Source organism: Streptodolium elevatio (assembly GCF_053592165.1).
Genome location: NZ_JBSFVE010000033.1, coordinates 1 through 18,368, shown reverse-complemented (window position 1 = coordinate 18,368; position 18,368 = coordinate 1). Strand labels below are relative to the sequence as shown.

Sequence of the window (18,368 nt, the reverse complement as noted above, 5' to 3'; positions counted from 1 at the left end):
GGTGCTCGGATGGTGTCCGTTGCAGCCTAGGTCACCGGCAAAGGTGTTTTAAACGTCTTTCGGGGCAGATGTAACCGGTCTCACGTCCGACCCCCGCCAGCCGCGGATCTGGCCGGAAAGCGGCGATCCGCTGGCGATCACCGGCGTTTGATCGAATAATTGTTCGAATAACGCGGACGGCCGTCTCTCTGGAGGACTCTGATGCTCACCACGCAATACACCCCCGGCTCGCCGATCTGGGTCGACCTCGCGTCCCCCGACGTCGACGCGTCGGCGGCCTTCTACTCCACGGTGTTCGAGTGGGAGTTCGAGTCGCGGGGGGAGGCGGCCGGAAACTACGGCATGTTCCGGCTCGGCGGCCGGATAGCCGCGGCGGCGGGTCCGTGCCGGGGTGCCGACGACACGGCGGCGTGGACGCTGTACTTCCACACCACCGATGTGGAGGCGCTGACCAAGGCCGTCGAGCAGGCCGGCGGCACCGTCCTCCACCCGCCGTCGGACATGCCGGGCGCGGGCCGCACGGCCCACTACGCCGACCGCGCGGGTGCGCGCTTCGCGGCCTGGCAGCCGGGCGACACCAAAGGGCTGGAGGTCGTCGACTCGGCTGGGTCGCTGGCCTGGACCGAGTTGCTGACGGCCGATACCGCGGCCGCGACGGAGTTCTACGGGGCCGTGTTCGCCTGGCAGTTCGGCACCGCTCCGGTGCCCGGCATCGACTACACGGTGATCACGCCCGCCGCGCAGGCGGGCGGGGACGGCGAGTCCGGCGGCATCGTCGCGCTGCCGCCGGGCGTGCCGGGCAGCGACGCCGCGCCGCAGTGGTACCCGTACTTCGAGGTCGCCGACTGCGACACGGCCGTCGAACGCGCGGTCGGCAACGGCGCGTCCGTGATCGTGGCCGCCGACGATCTGCCGGGCGTGGGGCGCATGGCGATGCTCGCCGACCCCTTCGGCGCACGCTTTGACGTCATCAAGAGCGCGCTGCCGGACGGTATGTGACGCGGAGTCAGTCCTTGGCGTGCGTCTCGCGGTAGGTGTGCAGCGGTACGGCGACCGACGGGTCGGTGCTGACCCGGCGGCGGTCGGGCTCGACTTCGGTGCGGGCCTCGGCCGGGCGCAGGCTCGCGAGGGAGCGTACGGCCAGGTCCTGGTAGACGTGCGTGCCGTTGGCCTTCCAGGCGAGTTCCGTCTCGCTCAGCTCGCGCGTCACGACGCCGGGAGTGCCGGCGACGAGGTGCTTCTCGGGGACGACCGTCCCCGCCTTGACGAAGGTGTTGGCCGCGACGAACGCGTAGTCGCCCAGGCGTACTCCGTCCATCACCACCGCGTTCATCCCGACGAGGACGCCGCGGCCCACATGGCAGCCGTGCAGGATTGCGCCGTGGCCGACGTGCCCGTCCTCCTCGATGGTGGTGTCGGTGCCGGGGAAGCAGTGCACGACACACCCGTCCTGGACGTTGGCGCCGGGACCGACGGTGATGCGGCCGAAGTCCCCGCGCAGGCTGGCCAGCGGGCCGATGTACGCGCGCGGGCCGATGATGACGTCGCCGACCAGTACCGCGTCGGGGTGGACGAACGCGGTCGGGTCGATGACGGGGACCACGGAGTCGATCTCGTACACGCGGGCCATGGCGGCCTCCGTTCCGTACGCGGGGTCGGGCCCGTCCAGTTTTGCTGATGGGTCGTCAGGTCGCGTCTTCGGGGTCCGACAGTGCCCGCTCGTACGCCGCGAGCGTGCTCGTGAACAGTGCCCGCTCGGCGTCGGTCAGCGGCGCCAGCGCGGTACGCCAGGCCCTCGCGCTCTGCCCGAGCCAGTCCTCGATCGCCGGGCGCCGGGCTTCGGTGATACTCACGATCGTGCGGCGGCGGTCGGCCGGATCGGAGGTGCGTTCGAGGATGCCCTTCTTGTCGAGGTCGCCGACCATCAGGCTCACCGTCGCAGGGGCCACTTCCAGGCGCCCCGCCAGCTCGTTGACCGTCATCGGGCCGTCAAAGAGCAGGTACGCGAGCAGCGACAGGTGCCGTGGCGCCAGCGCGGACGAGCGCAGCTCCTCCGGGACCGCGAGGCGTTTCGCCCGGCCGACCATGCGCGGCATCAGCAGCAAAAGCGTCCGGATCGCGTCGTCGACGCCCAGGTTCCCGGGGGCAGCGGGCCCGGCGGCATCGTCCGAGCGCGTGGCCGTGCGGTCGCTTGACACCGGGAGCCCTCCAAAATAGCTTTGCCATCAAAGGTGCTTTGCTTGCAAAGCAAAGTCTGTTTCGTCGTGCCGACGATACCGGGAGGGCACCCCATGACCGGGCAGCACACCGAGCCGACCACCCCCGCCGAATGGAACCAGGCCGTCATCCGCGAGTTCCGCACCAACCGCGGCCGCGTCGGAGGCATGTTCGAGGGCGCCGACCTGCTCCTGCTGACCACACAGGGGAGGCGCAGCGGCCTTTCCCACACCACGCCGCTCGGCTACCTCCGGGAGGGACACCGCCTCCTCGTCTTCGCCTCCAACGCCGGGCAGGACACCCACCCGTTCTGGTACCACAACCTCCTGGCGTCGCCGCGCGTGACCGTGGAGGTGCCGTACGAAGACGCCTCCGGCATCGAGGCGTTCACCGGCACAGCGGTACTTCTGGAGGGCGAAGAACGGGACCGGCTCTACGCGTTGCAGGGGGAGCGGGTGCCGGCGTACGCCGCCTACCAGGCCGGCACCGAGCGCGTCATCCCCGTCGTGGCACTGCTCCGCCTCGACTTCGCGGGCGATCCGGAGCGCGCCCGTGCTGCCGGGCGTCAACTCCTCGCCGCCCACGCCGACTTGCGCGCGGTGATCGCGGCACTGCGGGGCGACGCCGCACTGCCGGCAGGCGCACGGCCGGCCGGCCTGGCGGCCCACTGCCTCGGGTTCTGCGCCGCGCTCGGCACCCACCACGACGGCGAGGGGACCGCCTTCGCCGCGATCGAGGCCGCGTACCCCGAACTCAAGCCGACACTCGACCAGTTGCGCGAAGAGCACCGCGGCGTCGTGGCCGCCCTCCGCACCATCGAGTCCCTCGCCCACCGCATCGCCCGCGGCGAGGAAGTCCCCACCCTGCGCGCCGAACTGGACACCCTGGCCGCCGACCTCGACCGGCACTTCGCCTTCGAAGAGGCCGAACTCCTCCCCACGCTCGGCCTCGACCCGTCGGGCCGGTCGGCCGCCTCGGAGCCCCGGCCGAGCTGAGCGGCACCGGGGTTCAGCCCCGCAGGGCGGCGATGGCCTTGTCGATGCGCCGTCGGCGCGTCTCGGGCTTCTTCGCGCTCTCGATGGCGAGCACGTGCTCGCGCTTGCGGCTGTGCGAGAGGTTGTCGTACGCCGCGCGGGCGACAGGGTCGTCGTCCAGCGCCCGGGCGAAGTCCTCGGGCTCGACGACGGTGCGCGGCTCGGTGTCCAGTTCGACCTCGACCTCCACCGGCTCGCCGATCTCGACACCCGCCGCCTGCCGGTTGGCGTTGCTGAGGCCGAGCAGATGGCGGCCGCGCAGGATGGCGACGCGGCTCTTCCAGGTGTGCCCGTTGACCGTGATCGTCACCGGCGGCCGTGCGCCGCCGCCGAGCGCCTCCACCACGTCGGGCGGCACTTCCAGCCCGCGCATGGGCTCGGGCGGTTCGACGTACGTCTGGAACTTCACGGTCTCTCTCCCACTGTTCTGCCCCGTTGTGCTGCCGGCCCGCCCCGGATCCGGCCGACCGCTCCGCCTGATTGTCTCCGTTGCGGACGCCCGGGACGGCAGCGGCCCGCCGTGCCGTCCCGGGCGTCCGCGGGTCACAGCCCGGCAGGCCGACAGCCACCGCGTGCGGGACTACTCCGCGTAGAGCTGGTCCGTTCCCTGGGCGCTGAAGCCGAGGCTCCAGATGTACCCGTCCGGGTCGGCGAAGGTGCCGCCGTACCCGCCCCAGGGCAGGGCGCCGGCCGGCTTGAGGACCGTGGCCCCGGCGGCTTCGGCCTCCGCCATGATCTCGTCGACCCGCTTCTCACTGCGGACCACGTACGTGAGCACCAGCCCGCTGAAGCCGGTTCCCTCCGCGCCCGTGCCCACCTGGTCCGCCAGGCCCTCACGCCCGTAGAAGCCGACCGGCGAGGCACCGTCCGACTCGAAGAACACCGAGACGCCGTAGTTGTCCTTGATCTTCCAGCCGAGCCCCTCGGTGTAGAACTGCTTGGCCCGATCCATGTCCTGGACGCCGAGCAGGATCGAGCTGACGTGCGCCTTCATGCCGTGACTCCTTGTGCTTGGGGGCCGCGCGGTGCCTTGGGGGGGGTTCCGCGCGGTGCCTGGGGTTCCGCGCGCCGTCCCGGCGGACGGCGGGCCGGGGCCCGCCCGTCACATCGGGGCGGGTTCGCCGGTCATTACCTATGACAGGCACGAACGGAGGAATGTGACGGATGGTCGAGCCAGACTGGCTGAGCGCACGGTTCGCCGAGCACCAGGACCGCCTCCAGGCGGTGGCGTACCGCATGCTGGGCTCCCGCGCGGAGGCCGAGGACGCGGTGCAGGAGGCCTGGCTGCGGGTCGGCCGCGCCGACACCGACCAGGTGGAGAACCCGGGGGCGTGGCTGACCACCATCGTGGCCCGGGTCTGCCTGAACATGCTCGAAGCACGCCGGGTGCGGCGTGAGGACGCGGCAGGGGCACTGCCGCCCGAGCCCGAGGCGCCGCACCCGAGCCCCCACCCGGACGGACCGGCCACCCCCGAGGACGAGGCGGTGACGGCCGATGCGGTCGGGGTGGCGCTCATGGTGGTGCTGGACACGCTGACGCCCGCCGAGCGGCTCGCGTTCGTCCTACACGACGTCTTCGCCGTGTCGTTCGCCGAGATCGGCGCCATCATCGACCGCTCCCCGGCGGCGACCCGGCAACTCGCCAGCCGCGCCCGGCGCCGGGTCCAGGGCACGGCCGACGCGACCGATGCCGCGCGGTCCCCCAAACGGGCGATCGTCGCCGCCTTCCTCGCCGCGGCCCGGGACGGGGACTTCGCCGCCCTGCTCGAACTGCTCGACCCGGACGCCGTGGCCCTCGAGATCCGCGGCGCCCACGCGGTGGCCGCGTTCTTCGCCGGACGGGCCCAGGCCGCCCGGCTCGCCCTGGTCGACGGCGCCCCGGCAGCCGTCTGGTGGCACCGAGGCCGAGCAAACGCCGTCATCACCTTCACCGTCGCCGAAGGGAAGATCACCCGCATCGCCGTCGACACCGACCCCGGCCGGCTCCGCGACCTCGACGTCGTCCTCCTCCCCGCCGACCGCCGGGAGCAGCAGTGACCGGGACGGATCTCACGCTCGCGTCCTGCGCCCTCGCGGTGCACGACGTCGACGCCGCGCTCGGCTTCTACCGGGACGTGCTCGGCTTCGAAGTGTGCGAGGACGTCGGGCCCGACGGCGGCCGGCGGATACACGTCCGCCCGCCGTCACAGCCGGACGTACGGATCCTCCTCGCCGCGCCCGACACCGACCCCGGTGTCCCGTCGGACGACCGGCACGCGATCGGGGAGCTGCTGGCCAAGGGCCTCCTGAGCCGCCTCATCTTCACGACCGGGGACTGCGACGCCACCTTCCGGCACATCGAGGCCACCGGCGCCGAAGTGATGCAAGAACCCATCGACCAGCCCGACGGCGTCCGCGACTGCGCGTTCCTCGACCCCTCCGGCAACATCCTGCGGTTCACCCAGCCGACGCGGGCACTACCGCCACCCGCCCCGCGCCGGGCACGGACCGCCACCGACCACGAAACGAGCTGACCGGGCGGCGGGGCCTCGGAAGAACCTTCCCTGAGCCCCGAAATCCCGGAACCCCGGAACCTTCAGGAGGGTTCTTCGAGGCGGTCGACCAGGCCCCAGGCCAGCGCGTGGCGGGCGGTGAGCCGGGCACCGGTGAGGGTCATCCAGGCCGTACGCCAGCGGCCGATTCGGGCGGTGACGCTCGCCGTTCCGCCCGCGCCGGGGATGAGCCCGAGGGACAACTCCGGGAGCCGGCACCACGCGTCCGCGGCCGCGACGACCGTGGCCGCGAAGGCCGGGACCTCGATGCCCGCGCCCACGCACGCGCCGTGCAGGTAGGGGGTGATGCGCTCGCGGTCGCGGTGCACGCGCAGACCTGCGCTGCGGGCGAGGCGTACCACGTGCGCGGTCGCCGGGTCGGCCGCGGTGCCGAACTCGTCCAGATCGCCGCCGCTGCTGAACGACGGTCCCGATCCCCGGAGTTCCGCGCGCAGCGCCGGGTCGGCGGCGAGCACGTCGAGGCCGTCGATCAGGGCGTCCCGCAGGCCGTGCCCCAGCGCGTTGCGGCGGTCGGGGCGGTTGAGGGTGATGCGCAGGAGGTCGCCTTCGCGGTCGAGCAGGACCGCGTCGGGCGGTACGGGGGGCTCGGGACGCGGCGGATGCTCGGTACGCCAGGCCGCGAACTCGGGGCCCGCGAGCAGCGCCGAGTACGCGAGTGACTCGGTCGCCACGGCGTCCTCCACACCGCGCGTCCACGGGCTCCCGGCGGCGTCGAGCAGACGGGCGTTGATGCGCAGGACGTTCCCGAGGGCGAGTGCCGCGCGCGGCGTGCGGTCCGCTGCGGCGGCGATCTCGGCAGCGGCGGCGGCCGGGTCGGGCACCGGGACGTGCGCGCGGCCCGGCGCGGCGACAGCCGGGAGGCACAGGGTCAGGGTCAGCGCCTCGACGACGGGTTGCAGGGCGTCGTCCCAGGGTTCGCGGGCGATGCCGATGGTCAGGCGGGTCGAGCCGGCGAGGGCCCGGGCGACGGCGTCCGGGTCGCGCGCACCCGCGTCGAGGTCGACGATCGTGAGCACGTCCGCCCCGCGCGGGGGTCCCGCCGGGGTGACGACCGGGTGTAGGAGGTCCGGCTCGGCGGGCAGCTCGTCTGGCCGGACGGTTCGGGGGACAGGCTGTGCTGCGGGCGTCTGCTGCGCTGCGGGCATCTAGGGGATCCGCCACTCCTGTGACTTGTTGCCGGGCGTGCATGCCTTCATCGTCACCCGCTGGCCGCCGCCGTTGTTGGTGAGACACGTCTCACCCATGTAGTCCTGGATCAGGTGCGCACCGGCGGTGGAGGCCTTGACCACCTTCCAGTTCGTGGTCACCGAGAATCCGTCGACCAGGCGCACCTCGCCCGAGCTGGGGTAGCTCGCCACGACTTCGAGCGGGTGGCCGTCGAGATTGCAGGTCGTGAAGTTGGACCACGACGAGGGTACGGAGTACACCCACCCGTACTGCGTGGTGCCGCCCATGACCACGAAACCCCCCGCCGTGGGCTCGTTCTTGTCGAGGCCGAGTGCGAGGCCGTCGCGCACGCTGGTGATCTGCCCCCAGCCCGCGCCTCCGCAGCCGGGCGGCGTGCCGGGCTTGGCCGGGGGCGCCGAGGTCGGCGGTTTGGGACTGTTCGGGGCGCCGCTGCCGCCGGACGCACCGCCGGAACCGCCCTTCGTGGCACCGCCGGTGGGGTTGCCTTGGCCGCCGTTGGGCGGTGCCGCGGAGGCGTTCGGGGCGACGCCGCCCGGCGGCGGGTTCGCCGCACCCTGAGGTGTGCCGGACGCGCCCGGGGGCGGCGTGCCGCTGCCGGGGCTCGGTGACGGCGAGGCGGCACCAGGGGACGTCTCGGGGCTGCCGGGTGCGGGGCTGTCGCCCGCCGGTGCGTCCGCCGCGACCTTCCCGTCCCCGGGCTGCCGGCCCGCCGAGTCGTCGGCGCCTGCCTCGCCGGGGCCCGAGGAGATGAACAGCACGGTGGCGACGGCGGCCACGAGGAGGGCGAGGGCGAGCAGGGCCGCGGATATTCGGTTCCGTTTCCACCACGAGGTCGGGGTGCCTTGAGGTGTCGGCGTGGCGGTCGCAGGCGACGCGACCGCAGGCGACGCGACTGCGGGCGACGGGACCGCGGGCGACGCGATTGCGGGCGATGCGACCGCGGCGGCGGCCGGTTTTGCGTCCGCGGGTTTTGCAGCCGTCGGCTCTGCCGGCTCCGCCGACTTCACGGACTCCGGTGTGACCGCGGGTGTTTGCTCCCGTGACGTGGCGAACGCGGCGCCGGGGACGGTCGGGGCGGTCGTCCCCGCAGTGACGGCCACGCCGTCGACCGGGTCCGTCGCATCGGTCGGGGCCGGGTCGGCAACCACGGCGGCCGAGGCGGCAGCTGGAGCAACAACGGCCGTGGCGTCCGTTTTGACGGCACTCGCAGCCACGGCATCGGCAGCCATGGCCCCCGCCGCCGTACGCGCCGCGGCCGCCATCGCCGCCGCGTCCGCGTACCGCTCGGCGGGGTCCTTGCGCAGTGCCCGGGCCACGAAGGCGCGTACCGGCTCAGGGAGTTCCTCGGGCAGCTCGGGGGCGGGCTCCCTGATGTGCTTGAGGATGATCTCCAGCACCTTGGCGCCGGTGAACAGCGGGCGGCCGGTGAGGAGTTCGTAGCAGACCGCGCCCAGCGAATACAGGTCCGAGGCCGCGACCGCCGGGCCGCCTTCGGCCTGTTCGGGGGCGATGTAGCGGGCCGTTCCGAGAACCGCGTGGGAAGCGGTGAGCCGGGTCCCGTCCGTGGCGTGGGCTATGCCGAAGTCCGTGACTGTCACTTGGCCGTCGGCGCGCAACATGAGGTTCGAGGGCTTGATGTCCCGGTGCACGATGCCGCGCCGGTGCGCGGCGTGCAGGGCGTCCAGCGAGAGGGCCGCGATGTCGAGCACGCGCTCTGGCGGCAGCGGCCCTTCGGCCGTGAGGACGGCGTCGAGCGGTCGCCCGTCCACGAGTTCCATGACGATGTACGCCAGGCGCGGATCCGTCCCCGCCTCGCTCTCGCCGTAGTCGTGGATGTGCACGATGCCCGGATGGCTCAGCGCCGCAAGGACTTTGGCCTCACGCCGGAACCGCGCCGCGAAGCGCTCGTCGGCCATCAGCGTGGGCAGCAGGATCTTGGCCGCGACGCGGCGTTCGAGCACGCGGTCGTCGGCCTGCCAGACCTCGCCCATGCCGCCGGCGCCCAGCCGTTCGGCCAGGGCGTACCGGCCGCCCAGCACGGTCCCGCGACTCCACATGCCCGATTCCCCCGTTGCGGCCCGAGTTTGCACGTCAGAGACGCGTAGTCTGCCAGAGACGGGTCACCCCGGACGGGGCCGGGGCGGGTGGGGATCGGCCGGGATCGGGCGGGACCGCGGCCACGCCCCGACGTGCCGGCGCGGGCCCGGGCAGGCGCCGGCCCCCGGGGCGCAATCCGCTCCGGGGGCCGACTGGTGACGGTGCGTCAGCCCTGGACGGGGCGCGTTCCGTCCATGCCCGCGTTGGGGGCGGCCTTGGCGACCAGGTCGGGGATCACGTCCGACAGCTCCGACGGGGTCCAGCGGCTGCCCTTGTCGACGGTCGGGCCGTTGGCCCAGCCCTCGGCGACGCTGATCGTGCCGCCCGCAACCGAGAAGACGCGGCCGGTGACACCCGCCGAGGCGGTGGAACCGAGCCACACCACCAGCGGCGAGATGTTCTCCGGCGCCAGCTTCTCCGCCGTCTCCGGGCTGTCGCCGACGACGTTCGCCAGGTCCTCGGTCATGCGGGTGAGGGCGGTGGGCGCGATGGCGTTCACGGTGACGCCGTACCGGCCCAGCTCCTGCGACGCGATGACGGTGAACGCCGCGATGCCGGCCTTGGCCGCACCGTAGTTCGTCTGGCCGACGTTGCCGAAGATGCCCGACGGGGACGACGTGTTGATGATGCGCGCGTCGACGGTCTCGCCCGCCTTGGCGAGTGTGCGCCAGTGCGCCGCCGCGTGGTGCGCCGGGCCGAAGGTGCCCTTGAGGTGCACCTTGATGACCGCGTCCCACTCCGCTTCGGACATGTTGGTGAGCATGCGGTCGCGCAGGATGCCCGCGTTGTTGACCAGCACGTCGATGCGGCCGAACGTGTCGATCGCCAGCTTGATCAGCGACTCCGCGCCGTCCCAGGTCGAGATGTCCTCGGCGTGCGCCACCGCCTCGCCGCCCGCCGCCACGATTTCGTCGACGACCGCCTGCGCCGGTCCGGCCGAGGCGCCCGTACCGTCGCGCGATCCGCCGAGGTCGTTGACGACGACCTTGGCTCCCTCGGCGGCGAATGCCAGCGCGTGCGAGCGCCCGATGCCGTTGCCGGCGCCCGTGATCACCACAACGCGACCGTCGCAGATGCCCATACAGTCCTCCTGGCGTGAGGGGTGCGCCCCGGCCTCCGGGGCGTCCTTAGCTGACGCTCAATCAATAGCCGCCACGATAACGGGGCACACCGTGCGGTGGTCTACAAGGCGGCGTCATGTGGGGTGCCACAGTGATCGGAACCGGCCAGTTCGCGCCCCACTTCACGCAGCGCGTGCAGGAGCGGGGTCGTCCCGCTGCCGCGGCGTACGGCCGCGAACAGGTGCCGCCGCGGCGCCGGCGCCCGCAGCGGGCGCAGCACCACGCCCGGCGGCGCCGACGCGACCGACATCTGCGGCATCATCGCGACGCCGAGGCCCGCCGCGACCACCGCGTACACCGCGCCGAAGTCGGTGACGTAGTGCCCCACGCGCGGCTGGAAGCCCGCCTGCCCGCACGACTGCGTCGCCAGCGCGTGGCACGCGGTGCCTTCGGCGGTGAGCACCCACTCCTCGTCGACCAGGTGCTCGGCGAGGTCGAGCACCTCCTCGTCGGTGAGCGGATGGCCGACGGGCAGCGCCATGTGCACCGGCTCGCTCAGCAGTGGGTGCAGCACGACCGTGGGATGGTCGGCGGTCGGGACCTGCGGTGAGTTCATGACCACCGCGAGGTCCAGCTCGCCGGAGATGACCTTGGGGATCGAGTCCTCGGTCTCGTGCTCGGTGATCGCGAAGCGCCAGCCGGGGTGCGTCGTGCGCACCCGGGCGACCGCGGGGGCCAGCAGATAGGCGAGTGCCGTCGGGAACGCCGCGACCTGCGCCTGCCCGACCCCGCCGCGCGCGTGCGCCGCGAGGTCCGCCCGGGCGCGTTCGAGCTGTACGCCGATCGCGTCGGCGTGCGTCAGCAGCACCTGGGCCGCGCCGGTCAGGCGCACGCCGCGCCCGTTGCGCTCCACCAGCGGTACGCCCGCCTCCTTCGCCAGCACCGCCAACTGCTGCGACACCGCGGACGGCGTCAGGTGCAGGCTCTCGGCGGCCGCGGCGACCGTGCCGTACCGCGCGAGCGTCTGGAGGATGCGCAGGCGTTTGATGTCCATGTAGGAAAACTACCGAATCGGGTCCGGAAAAAGTAGCTGGTCTTGGATGATGAATCCGCTCAGACTGACCTGCATGCCTATGCAGCGGACGCACACCTTGCAGGCCACGCTCGTCGCCGTCATCTGGGGACTGAACTTCGTGGCCATCGACTACGGCCTCGACGCGTTCCCGCCGCTGCTCTTCGCCGCGCTGCGGTTCACGCTGGTGGCCGTCCCCGCGGTGTTCCTCGTACCCCGGCCGCAGGTCCCCGTCCGCATCATCGTGGGCGTCGGAATGCTGGTGTGTGTCGGCCAGTTCGGCTTCCTGTTCACCGCGATGCACATGGGCATGCCCGCCGGGCTGTCCTCGATCGTGCTGCAGTGCCAGGCGATGTTCACGGTGCTGTTCGCGATGGCCTTCCTCGGCGAACGCCCGGCCCGCGGCCGCCTCGTCGCACTCGGCATCGCGGCGGCCGGACTCGCGGTCATCGCGGTCGGGCGCGGCCACAGCGCGGGGGCCGGGTCGTTCCTGCTGCTGCTCGCGGCCGGCGCGTCGTGGGGGCTGGGCAACGTGGTCACCCGCAAGGCGGGCAGCCAGGCCGGGTTCGGGCTCGTCGTGTGGTCCGGGCTGGTCGCGCCGCTGCCCCTGTTCGCGCTGTCCCTCGGCTTCGAGGGCTGGGCCGCCGACCGCGACGCGATCACCGGCATGGGGCTGTCGGGCGTACTGGCGCTCGGCTACATCGTGGTCGTCTCGACGTTCGTCGGCTACGGCCTGTGGAACAACCTGCTGGGCCGCTTCCCGGCCTCCTCGGTCGCGCCCTACAGCCTGCTCGTGCCGGTCGTCGGCATCGCCGCCGCCGCGGCCGTGCTGGGCGAGCGCCCGACCGGGTGGGACTGGGCCGGGGGAGCGCTGGTCATGGCGGGTATAGCGGGAGTGAGCGGCCTGCTCGGCGCCCGGCCCGACAGGGTGCGCCGCAAGCGCGCCGCGACGGCGGACCCGTCCGTGCGGCCCGGGTACGCCGACGGCCGGGACCCCGGGCGTGTGCCCGAGGCCCCGGCCCCCTCGACTGCTCCGTCGTCGACCACCGCCGCGACTGCTGCCCCCACAACTGCCACGGCCACTGCCCCGCCGACGACGGCTTCCTCGTCTCCCCCCGCTACTACCGCTACTACCGCTACTACTGCGTGATGCCGAACCGCTCCAGGCCGAACGCCTTGATCGCGTTGCCGCGGAAGAGCTTGTAGCACTCCTCCTGGGTCAGGCCCGCCTGGGTCGCGATCTCGAGCGCGACCTTGTGGGTGTGCGGGAAGGTCGAGTCCGCGTGCGGGTAGTCGACCTCGAAGCAGATCTGGTCGATGCCGATGATGTCGCGGTTCTTGAGGCCGATCTCGTCGTCGAAGATGCAGCCGTAGATGCGGTCCTTGATGTACGAGGACGGCTTGTTCGCGAGCGACGAGCCGAAGTCGTTGTCGTCGCGCTCGTGCCACAGCTTGTCGGCACGCTCCAGGACGTACGGCATCCAGCCGACCTGGCCCTCGGCGTACGCGATCTTCATCTTCGGGAAGCGGTCCAGCACGCCCGAGAAGATGTAGTCGACCAGCGAGCCCATCGCGTTCTGGAAGGTCAGCGTCGACGACACGATGAACGGCGCGTCCGGCGAGGTCGAGGGCATCTTGGACGACGAGCCGATGTGCATGCACACGATCGTGTCCGTCTCCTCGCAGGCGCGGAAGAACGGGTCCCAGAAGCGGTCCTTGTCGTGCACCGACGGCAGGCCCAGCGGCACCGGGTTCTCCGAGAACGCCACCGCGAACGAGCCCTTGGCGGCGCAGCGGCGCACCTCCTTCGCGGCGAGCTCCGGGTCCCACAGCGGGATGAGCGTCATCGGCAGGAGGATGCCCTTGCCGTCACCGGCACACCACTCGTCGATGATCCAGTCGTTGTACGCCTGCACGCACAGCAGCGCGAGCTCCTTGTCCTGGCGCTCGTAGAACGCCTGGCCGCAGAAGCGCGGGAGGATGTTGGGGAAGCATATGGACGCGTCGGTGTGGTTCGCGGCCATGTCCTTCAGGCGCTCGGACTGGATCCACGCGCCCGGACGGATGTCGTCGAAGGTGACCGGCGTCACGTCGAGCGTGTCGAAGCCGACCGCCGCCGAGAGCTTGGGGAACGGGTAGACCAGGTCGTCGTACAGCCACCAGTCGCACCACTCGCCGTCCTCGGCGCCCTTCTCGTACGAGAAGACGCCGCCGACGAAGTTGAACTTCGCCTTCTCGCGCACCACGCGCGGGCCACGGTCCTTGAACTTCGCCGGAAGCCGGTCCTGCCACAGGTTCGGGGGTTCGACGACGTGGTCGTCCACCGAGATGATGCGGGGAATCTCGAGCGTCATGGCTTCGGCTCCTGGTCCGTCCGGGTGCTGCGGAATGTCGCATGTGCTTTCGACGCTTCCAGGAAACCCGCTCGCCGCGCCGCGGCCAAGCCCCCAGTCCCGGCTAACGTTATTCCGCAGGGGCATATCCTTGCGGTATGGAAATGCGCGATCTGAGGAGCTTCCTCGCGGTGGCCGAGGAGCGGCACTTCGGCCGGGCCGCCGCGCGCCTGTACCTGTCGCAGCCGATGGTGTCCAAGGCGGTACGCCGCCTTGAGCAGCAGTTGGGTGCCCGGTTGGTGGACCGCAGCTCGCTCCCGGTGACCCTCACGCCGGTCGGCGAGGCGTTCCGCCGCCAGGTCGACGAGGCGCTGCGGCTGCTCGACGACGCGTGCGCGGACGTACGCCGCCGTGCCACGCGCGAGGCCGGCCAGGTGCGTGTGGGGTATACCTCGGGGCTCGGTCCGTCGCTGGTGTCGACGGCCATCTCGGCGCTGCACGTACGCCATCCCGAGCTGCGCGTGCAGTGGACCAGCGAGCCGACGGCCCGTCAGGTGGCCGATGTGCGCGAGGGCGTGCTCGACGCCGGGATCGGCTGGATGCCGGACCTGGGGACCGGGTTCGAGTCGGCCCGGGTCGGCACGTTCGCCTTCGTCGCGCTGCTGCCGGCCGACCACCCGAAGGCCGCCGCGGAGGACATCGAGCTGGCCGACCTGGTCGGCGACGAGCCGGTCGTGGTGTGGCCCCGCGGCCCGCACCCGCGCCTGTACGCGCGCGTCACCGACGCGCTGCGGCGCGCGGGCGCGGCGGAGATCGTCGAGGCGTACGGCAGCGTGGACGACGTCATCGCCCGGGTCGTCGACCGCCAGGGCATCGGCATCTCGCCGCGAAGTTGGGCGCGTCAGCGTCCGGTGCGCGGGGTCGTCCAGGTGCCGCTGACCGGCACGCCGGACGTGCCGGTGACGGCCTTCTGGCGGGCCGACAGCGAGCGTGAGGGCGTGCAGTTGCTGGTGCGGTGCCTCAAGGAGGTCGCGGAGGACAGCGACCTCGCCGAGCAGTTGTAGGCCGCCGCGCTCAGCGCACCGCGCCGACTTGGTCGCCCACCGAGCCGGCCGCGCGGAAGCGGCGGTGGGCGGCCACGGTCTCGACCGTGACGAGCACGCCGGCCACCACTCCGGCCGCGGCGGTCGCCCCCGCCGGCGGCAGGAACAGGCCCGCCACCACGATCACCGCCGCCGCGATCGTCCAGTCCCGCAGGCGCCGCGGCCCGCAGTTGTCCTTCGCACGCAGGGCGATCGCCGCCACCGCGATCAGGAACAGCGCGAGCGGGATCGCGACGGCCAGGGACGCCGTACGCTCCGGGATCGGGTGGTCCCCGTGGTCCGCCACCGCCGCGGCGGCCGTCGCGAGGCCGCCGCCGACCGCGGCGAGCGCGCCGAAGACGACGTAGTGGCCGTATCCCCAGGTGAACGCGCGCACCTGGTCCTCCGGCCCGTCGCCGCCGAGCGTGTCGAAGTAGAGCCACCAGCACGCGAAGGCGATGACCAGCCCGCCCGCGGCGACGGTGATGATCGCGGCGCTGACGCCCCCGTCCGTGGCGTCCTTGACCGCGACGGTCGCGGCGAGGATGGACTCGCCGAGAATGATGAGCGCGAACAGGCCGTAGCGCTCGGCGATGTGCTCGGCGTGCCACAGCACGCCCGCGCCGGCGCGCTCCGCCCAGATCGGCACGAGCACTTCGCACAGGATCAGCGGGATGAACGCGATCTTGAACGCGGTGATCGAGTCCGGGACCACCAGCGCGAGCCACCCCACCTGCACGAGGCCGATGCCCAACGCGTACCGGTGCGCACGCACCCTTATCGACGGCTGGCTCCGGGCCACCCGCAGCCACTGCGCGACGAGCCCGATGCGCATGACCATGTAGCCCACGACGACGATGCGGTACGTCTCCTCGTCGAACGCCGCCTCGACGCCCGACGCGAGGATCAGCACACCGGCCATCTGAAGCAGCGTCAGCAGCCGGTACGGCACGTCGTCGCTGTCGTGCGCGGTGGCGAACCACGTGAAGTTCATCCAGGCCCACCAGATCGCGAACATCAGCATGAGGAAGCTGATGACCCCGCTGCCGACGTGGTGGGTGGCGTACGCGTGCTCCAGACGGACCGTCAACTGCGCGACCGCGACCACGAAGCACAGGTCGAAGAAGAGCTCCAGCGGAGTGGCGGCGCGGTGCGCCTCCGCGGGATCGCGCAGTGCCGCACCGCGACTCCAGGGCCTTCCGGCCGTCACCACCAGGCGTTCGTCCGCCATGCCTCGCAGCCCCTTGCCGCTCGCCGCACCGTGTTGTCGGGACCCACCTTCCCCCATGGCGGGGTTTGCGTACGCCCACCCGACCACGCCACGCGTGAACTGGACACTCGATCAAGGTGGAGAGCACCCGATCCGACCAACGCGGAGGCAGCGGACCACAGTCCGCGCCGGTCGCGAAGCGCGGTCGGCAGCGGCCGCGAGCCGCGGTCGGCGCCGGCCGCGGGACAGCGCCTCAGAGCGCGTCCGGCCCCCGCTCGCCGGTGCGCACCCGGATGATCGTGTCGACCGGCACGCTCCACACCTTGCCGTCGCCGATCTTCCCGGTGTGCGCGGCCTTCGTGATGATCTGCATGACGGGCGCCGCGTCGTCGTCCTCGACGACGACCTCCAGGCGGATCTTCGGCACCAGGTCGACGCGGTACTCGGCGCCCCGGTAGACCTCGGTGTGCCCGCGCTGCCGTCCGAAGCCGCTGGCCTCGGTGACGGTCAACCCGTGCACACCGAACGTCTGGAGCGCGGACTTCACGTCGTCGAGCCGGTGCGGCTTGATGACCGCGGTGATCAGTCGCATGGGTGTTCGCCAGTCCTGTCAGCCGTCGTCCGGCGGCGCGTCGGTGGGTCCGTGTCCGGGGCCGGGCCGGCGCCCGGACCGGTGCCGCGGTCCCTCATTCGTCGTCGGCCTCGACCCGCACCTGAAGCGGCTTGGGCGATCCCGGCTTCGACAGGTGCGACGCGGCGCCGACCGAACCGAGATCGTAGGCCGTCTCCGCGTGCACGGCCAGGTCGAGTCCGGCCTGTTCGTCGTCCGCCGACGCCCGGAAACCGACGGTGCGCTCCACGACCGTCGCGATCGCGTACGTCGCCACGAACGAGAACACCGCGGCCACCACCACCGCGACCACCTGCTTGCCCAGCAGTTCCAGGCCGCCGCCGTGCATCAGGCCGCGCGGACCGCCGGTCACACCGTCCCACGCGAACACGCCGATCAGGACCGTGCCGACCACGCCGCCCACGAAGTGCACGCCGACCACGTCGAGCGAGTCGTCGTAGCCGAACTTGTGCTTCCAGCCCACCGCATACGAGCAGAGCACGCCGGCCACCAGGCCGATCGCCAGGGCGCCCGGCATGTCCACGACACCGCACGACGGGGTGATCGCCACCAGGCCCGAGACCGCGCCGGACGCCGCTCCGAACGTCGTCGCGTGCCCGTCGCGCTTCTTCTCCACCAGCAGCCAGCCCAGCAGCGCGGAGCACGCCGCGGCCTGCGTGTTGACCAGCGACTGCGCGGCGATCCCGTTGGCGCCGAGCGCCGACCCCGCGTTGAAGCCGAACCAGCCGAACCACAGCAGGCCCGCCCCGAGCATCACCAGCGGCAGGTTGTGCGGGCGCATCGGGTCGCGCCGGAAGCCGAGGCGCGGGCCGACCACCAGAGCCACCGCGAGACCGGCCGCACCGGAGTTGATCTCGACGACGAGGCCGCCCGCGAAGTCCAGCGCGCCGAGCTGCTCGCGGATCCAGCCGTCGGGGCCCCACACCCAGTGCGCGAGCGGAACGTACACGAGCGCCACCCAGGCGGCGCAGAAGACCAGCCAGCCGCGGAACTTCGCGCGGTCCGCGATCGCGCCGCTGATCAGCGCGACCGTGATGATCGCGAAGGTGAGCTGGAAGGCCGCGAACACCAGCGTGGGGACCGTGCCGGTGACCGAGCCCGGCTTGACGTCGTGCAGGAACACCTGCCCGAGGTCGCCCAGCAGTCCGCCGCCGAGGTCGTCGCCGAACGCGAACGAGTAGCCGAACGCGAACCACACCACGGTGACCACGGCGATGGCCGAGAAGCTCATCATGATCATGTTGAGCACGCTCTTCGCCCGGACCATGCCGCCGTAGAACAGCGCGAGCCCGGGCGTCATGAGCAGCACGAGCGCCGTGGCGACCAGCAGGAACGCGGTGTCCCCGGTGTCGATCTCGGCGGGTGCGGCCAGTTGCGTCGGCAGTGCGGCGGCGTTCATCGGCCCCTCGTCTTCCCGTCGGCAGGCGCCCCGCCGACCGCGAGGCTCACGCCAGGGTGGAGACGCCCCGTTTCCGCCCGCGCACACGGAAGTTACGCCCGCGTTACGCAACCTGATGCCGTGTTACTTCCGCATTGCCAAGCGGTGTCGGAGTCCTCACGTTGTGCGATTTCGCTCATGTGGCGGAAACCTGAACGGCCCTGCCGACACATCCGCGAAACGTCTCCGATGGACGTACTGGAAGACCGCATACCGGATGTAATTCTCCGAAAACGTACACGTGTCATCGGACTTCGCCTCTGGAAGGGCCCGGCGGCCTTGGCGGAGGGGCGGTCATGTTTTCGGGTGAATCGGGGCATGTCGGTGCCGTGTGGCCGATGGTCTGATCATCGCTCCCTACGATGACCGCGTGACGAGCGACGTGGCGACCGACAAACCCACCCGCAAGCGCACCCCGGAAGGGGGCGGCGGGGCCGCGCCCGCACCGCCGGA

General features: G+C 72.1%; 18 protein-coding genes. 6 read left to right on the top strand and 12 right to left on the bottom strand.

From position 1 onward, the window contains the following. Positions 1–201 precede the first annotated feature (201 nt). Positions 202–999 (top strand): VOC family protein, encoded by a 798-nt coding sequence (locus ACWD12_RS37275; protein WP_450103321.1) that lies wholly within the window; start codon positions 202–204, stop codon positions 997–999. Positions 1,000–1,006: 7 nt separating this feature from the next. Here ACWD12_RS37275 and ACWD12_RS37270 read toward each other — a convergent pair whose 3' ends face one another. Beyond that, positions 1,007–1,630, bottom strand: coding sequence for a gamma carbonic anhydrase family protein (locus ACWD12_RS37270; RefSeq protein WP_450103320.1), 624 nt, complete (start codon positions 1,628–1,630; stop codon positions 1,007–1,009). A gap of 55 nt (positions 1,631–1,685) precedes the next feature. Continuing rightward, entirely contained in the window at positions 1,686–2,096 is a 411-nt protein-coding gene (locus ACWD12_RS37265; RefSeq protein ID WP_358358014.1) for a MarR family winged helix-turn-helix transcriptional regulator, read from the bottom strand. A 195-nt stretch (positions 2,097–2,291) separates the two neighbouring features. Here ACWD12_RS37265 and ACWD12_RS37260 point away from each other — a divergent pair, with 195 nt between their 5' ends. Then, positions 2,292–3,212 carry a nitroreductase/quinone reductase family protein gene (locus ACWD12_RS37260; RefSeq protein WP_450103318.1) on the top strand — a complete coding sequence of 307 codons (921 nt, stop codon included), beginning with the start codon at positions 2,292–2,294 and terminating at the stop codon, positions 3,210–3,212. 13 nt (positions 3,213–3,225) lie between these two features. Here ACWD12_RS37260 and ACWD12_RS37255 read toward each other — a convergent pair whose 3' ends face one another. Both ACWD12_RS37255 and ACWD12_RS37250 read right to left on the bottom strand, forming a co-directional pair. Beyond that, the gene (locus ACWD12_RS37255; protein WP_450103317.1) at positions 3,226–3,660 is read right to left on the bottom strand and encodes a YdeI/OmpD-associated family protein; all 435 of its coding nucleotides are present in this window, start codon (positions 3,658–3,660) and stop codon (positions 3,226–3,228) included. A gap of 171 nt (positions 3,661–3,831) precedes the next feature. Next, positions 3,832–4,245 carry a VOC family protein gene (locus ACWD12_RS37250; RefSeq protein WP_358357955.1) on the bottom strand — a complete coding sequence of 138 codons (414 nt, stop codon included), beginning with the start codon at positions 4,243–4,245 and terminating at the stop codon, positions 3,832–3,834. Between the two features lie 170 nt (positions 4,246–4,415). Between ACWD12_RS37250 and ACWD12_RS37245 the strand changes: the two genes are divergently transcribed. Beyond that, entirely contained in the window at positions 4,416–5,288 is an 873-nt protein-coding gene (locus tag ACWD12_RS37245; RefSeq protein WP_450103316.1) for a sigma-70 family RNA polymerase sigma factor, read from the top strand. Further along, the gene (locus ACWD12_RS37240) at positions 5,285–5,764 is read left to right on the top strand and encodes a VOC family protein (RefSeq protein WP_450103315.1); all 480 of its coding nucleotides are present in this window, start codon (positions 5,285–5,287) and stop codon (positions 5,762–5,764) included. Before ACWD12_RS37245 ends, ACWD12_RS37240 begins: the two co-directional genes overlap by 4 nt. A 62-nt stretch (positions 5,765–5,826) precedes the next feature. On the opposite strand, the gene ACWD12_RS37235 is transcribed toward ACWD12_RS37240, so the two are convergent. The 4 genes from ACWD12_RS37235 to ACWD12_RS37220 all read right to left on the bottom strand — a co-directional run bounded on the left by ACWD12_RS37235 (position 5,827) and on the right by ACWD12_RS37220 (position 11,203). After that, positions 5,827–6,948 carry an enoyl-CoA hydratase/isomerase family protein gene (locus ACWD12_RS37235; RefSeq protein ID WP_450103314.1) on the bottom strand — a complete coding sequence of 374 codons (1,122 nt, stop codon included), beginning with the start codon at positions 6,946–6,948 and terminating at the stop codon, positions 5,827–5,829. Further along, positions 6,949–9,048 (bottom strand): protein kinase domain-containing protein, encoded by a 2,100-nt coding sequence (locus ACWD12_RS37230; RefSeq protein WP_450103313.1) that lies wholly within the window; start codon positions 9,046–9,048, stop codon positions 6,949–6,951. Between the two features lie 206 nt (positions 9,049–9,254). Beyond that, on the bottom strand, positions 9,255–10,169 hold the full coding sequence (locus tag ACWD12_RS37225) for an SDR family oxidoreductase (protein WP_358357946.1): 915 nt from the start codon (positions 10,167–10,169) through the stop codon (positions 9,255–9,257). A gap of 101 nt (positions 10,170–10,270) precedes the next feature. Beyond that, complete coding sequence (locus ACWD12_RS37220) at positions 10,271–11,203, bottom strand: LysR family transcriptional regulator (protein ID WP_450103312.1); 933 nt, start codon at positions 11,201–11,203, stop codon at positions 10,271–10,273. Positions 11,204–11,276: 73 nt separating this feature from the next. Here ACWD12_RS37220 and ACWD12_RS37215 point away from each other — a divergent pair, with 73 nt between their 5' ends. After that, complete coding sequence (locus tag ACWD12_RS37215) at positions 11,277–12,371, top strand: EamA family transporter (RefSeq protein ID WP_450103311.1); 1,095 nt, start codon at positions 11,277–11,279, stop codon at positions 12,369–12,371. Here ACWD12_RS37215 and ACWD12_RS37210 read toward each other — a convergent pair. Further along, complete coding sequence (locus ACWD12_RS37210) at positions 12,361–13,575, bottom strand: amidohydrolase family protein (protein WP_358357941.1); 1,215 nt, start codon at positions 13,573–13,575, stop codon at positions 12,361–12,363. The two genes, ACWD12_RS37215 and ACWD12_RS37210, sit on opposite strands and share 11 nt — an antisense overlap. A gap of 137 nt (positions 13,576–13,712) precedes the next feature. On the opposite strand from ACWD12_RS37210, the gene ACWD12_RS37205 reads away from it, so the two are divergent. Then, positions 13,713–14,618 carry a LysR family transcriptional regulator gene (locus ACWD12_RS37205; RefSeq protein ID WP_450103310.1) on the top strand — a complete coding sequence of 302 codons (906 nt, stop codon included), beginning with the start codon at positions 13,713–13,715 and terminating at the stop codon, positions 14,616–14,618. A 10-nt stretch (positions 14,619–14,628) separates the two neighbouring features. Here the strand turns inward: ACWD12_RS37205 and ACWD12_RS37200 are convergent, their stop codons facing one another. The 3 genes from ACWD12_RS37200 to ACWD12_RS37190 form a co-directional block, all read right to left on the bottom strand. Then, the gene (locus ACWD12_RS37200; protein ID WP_450103309.1) at positions 14,629–15,867 is read right to left on the bottom strand and encodes a low temperature requirement protein A; all 1,239 of its coding nucleotides are present in this window, start codon (positions 15,865–15,867) and stop codon (positions 14,629–14,631) included. 232 nt (positions 15,868–16,099) lie between these two features. Next, positions 16,100–16,438 (bottom strand): P-II family nitrogen regulator, encoded by a 339-nt coding sequence (locus tag ACWD12_RS37195; RefSeq protein ID WP_358357935.1) that lies wholly within the window; start codon positions 16,436–16,438, stop codon positions 16,100–16,102. Between the two features lie 94 nt (positions 16,439–16,532). After that, the gene (locus ACWD12_RS37190; RefSeq protein ID WP_450103308.1) at positions 16,533–17,876 is read right to left on the bottom strand and encodes an ammonium transporter; all 1,344 of its coding nucleotides are present in this window, start codon (positions 17,874–17,876) and stop codon (positions 16,533–16,535) included. Positions 17,877–18,368: the final 492 nt, after the last annotated feature.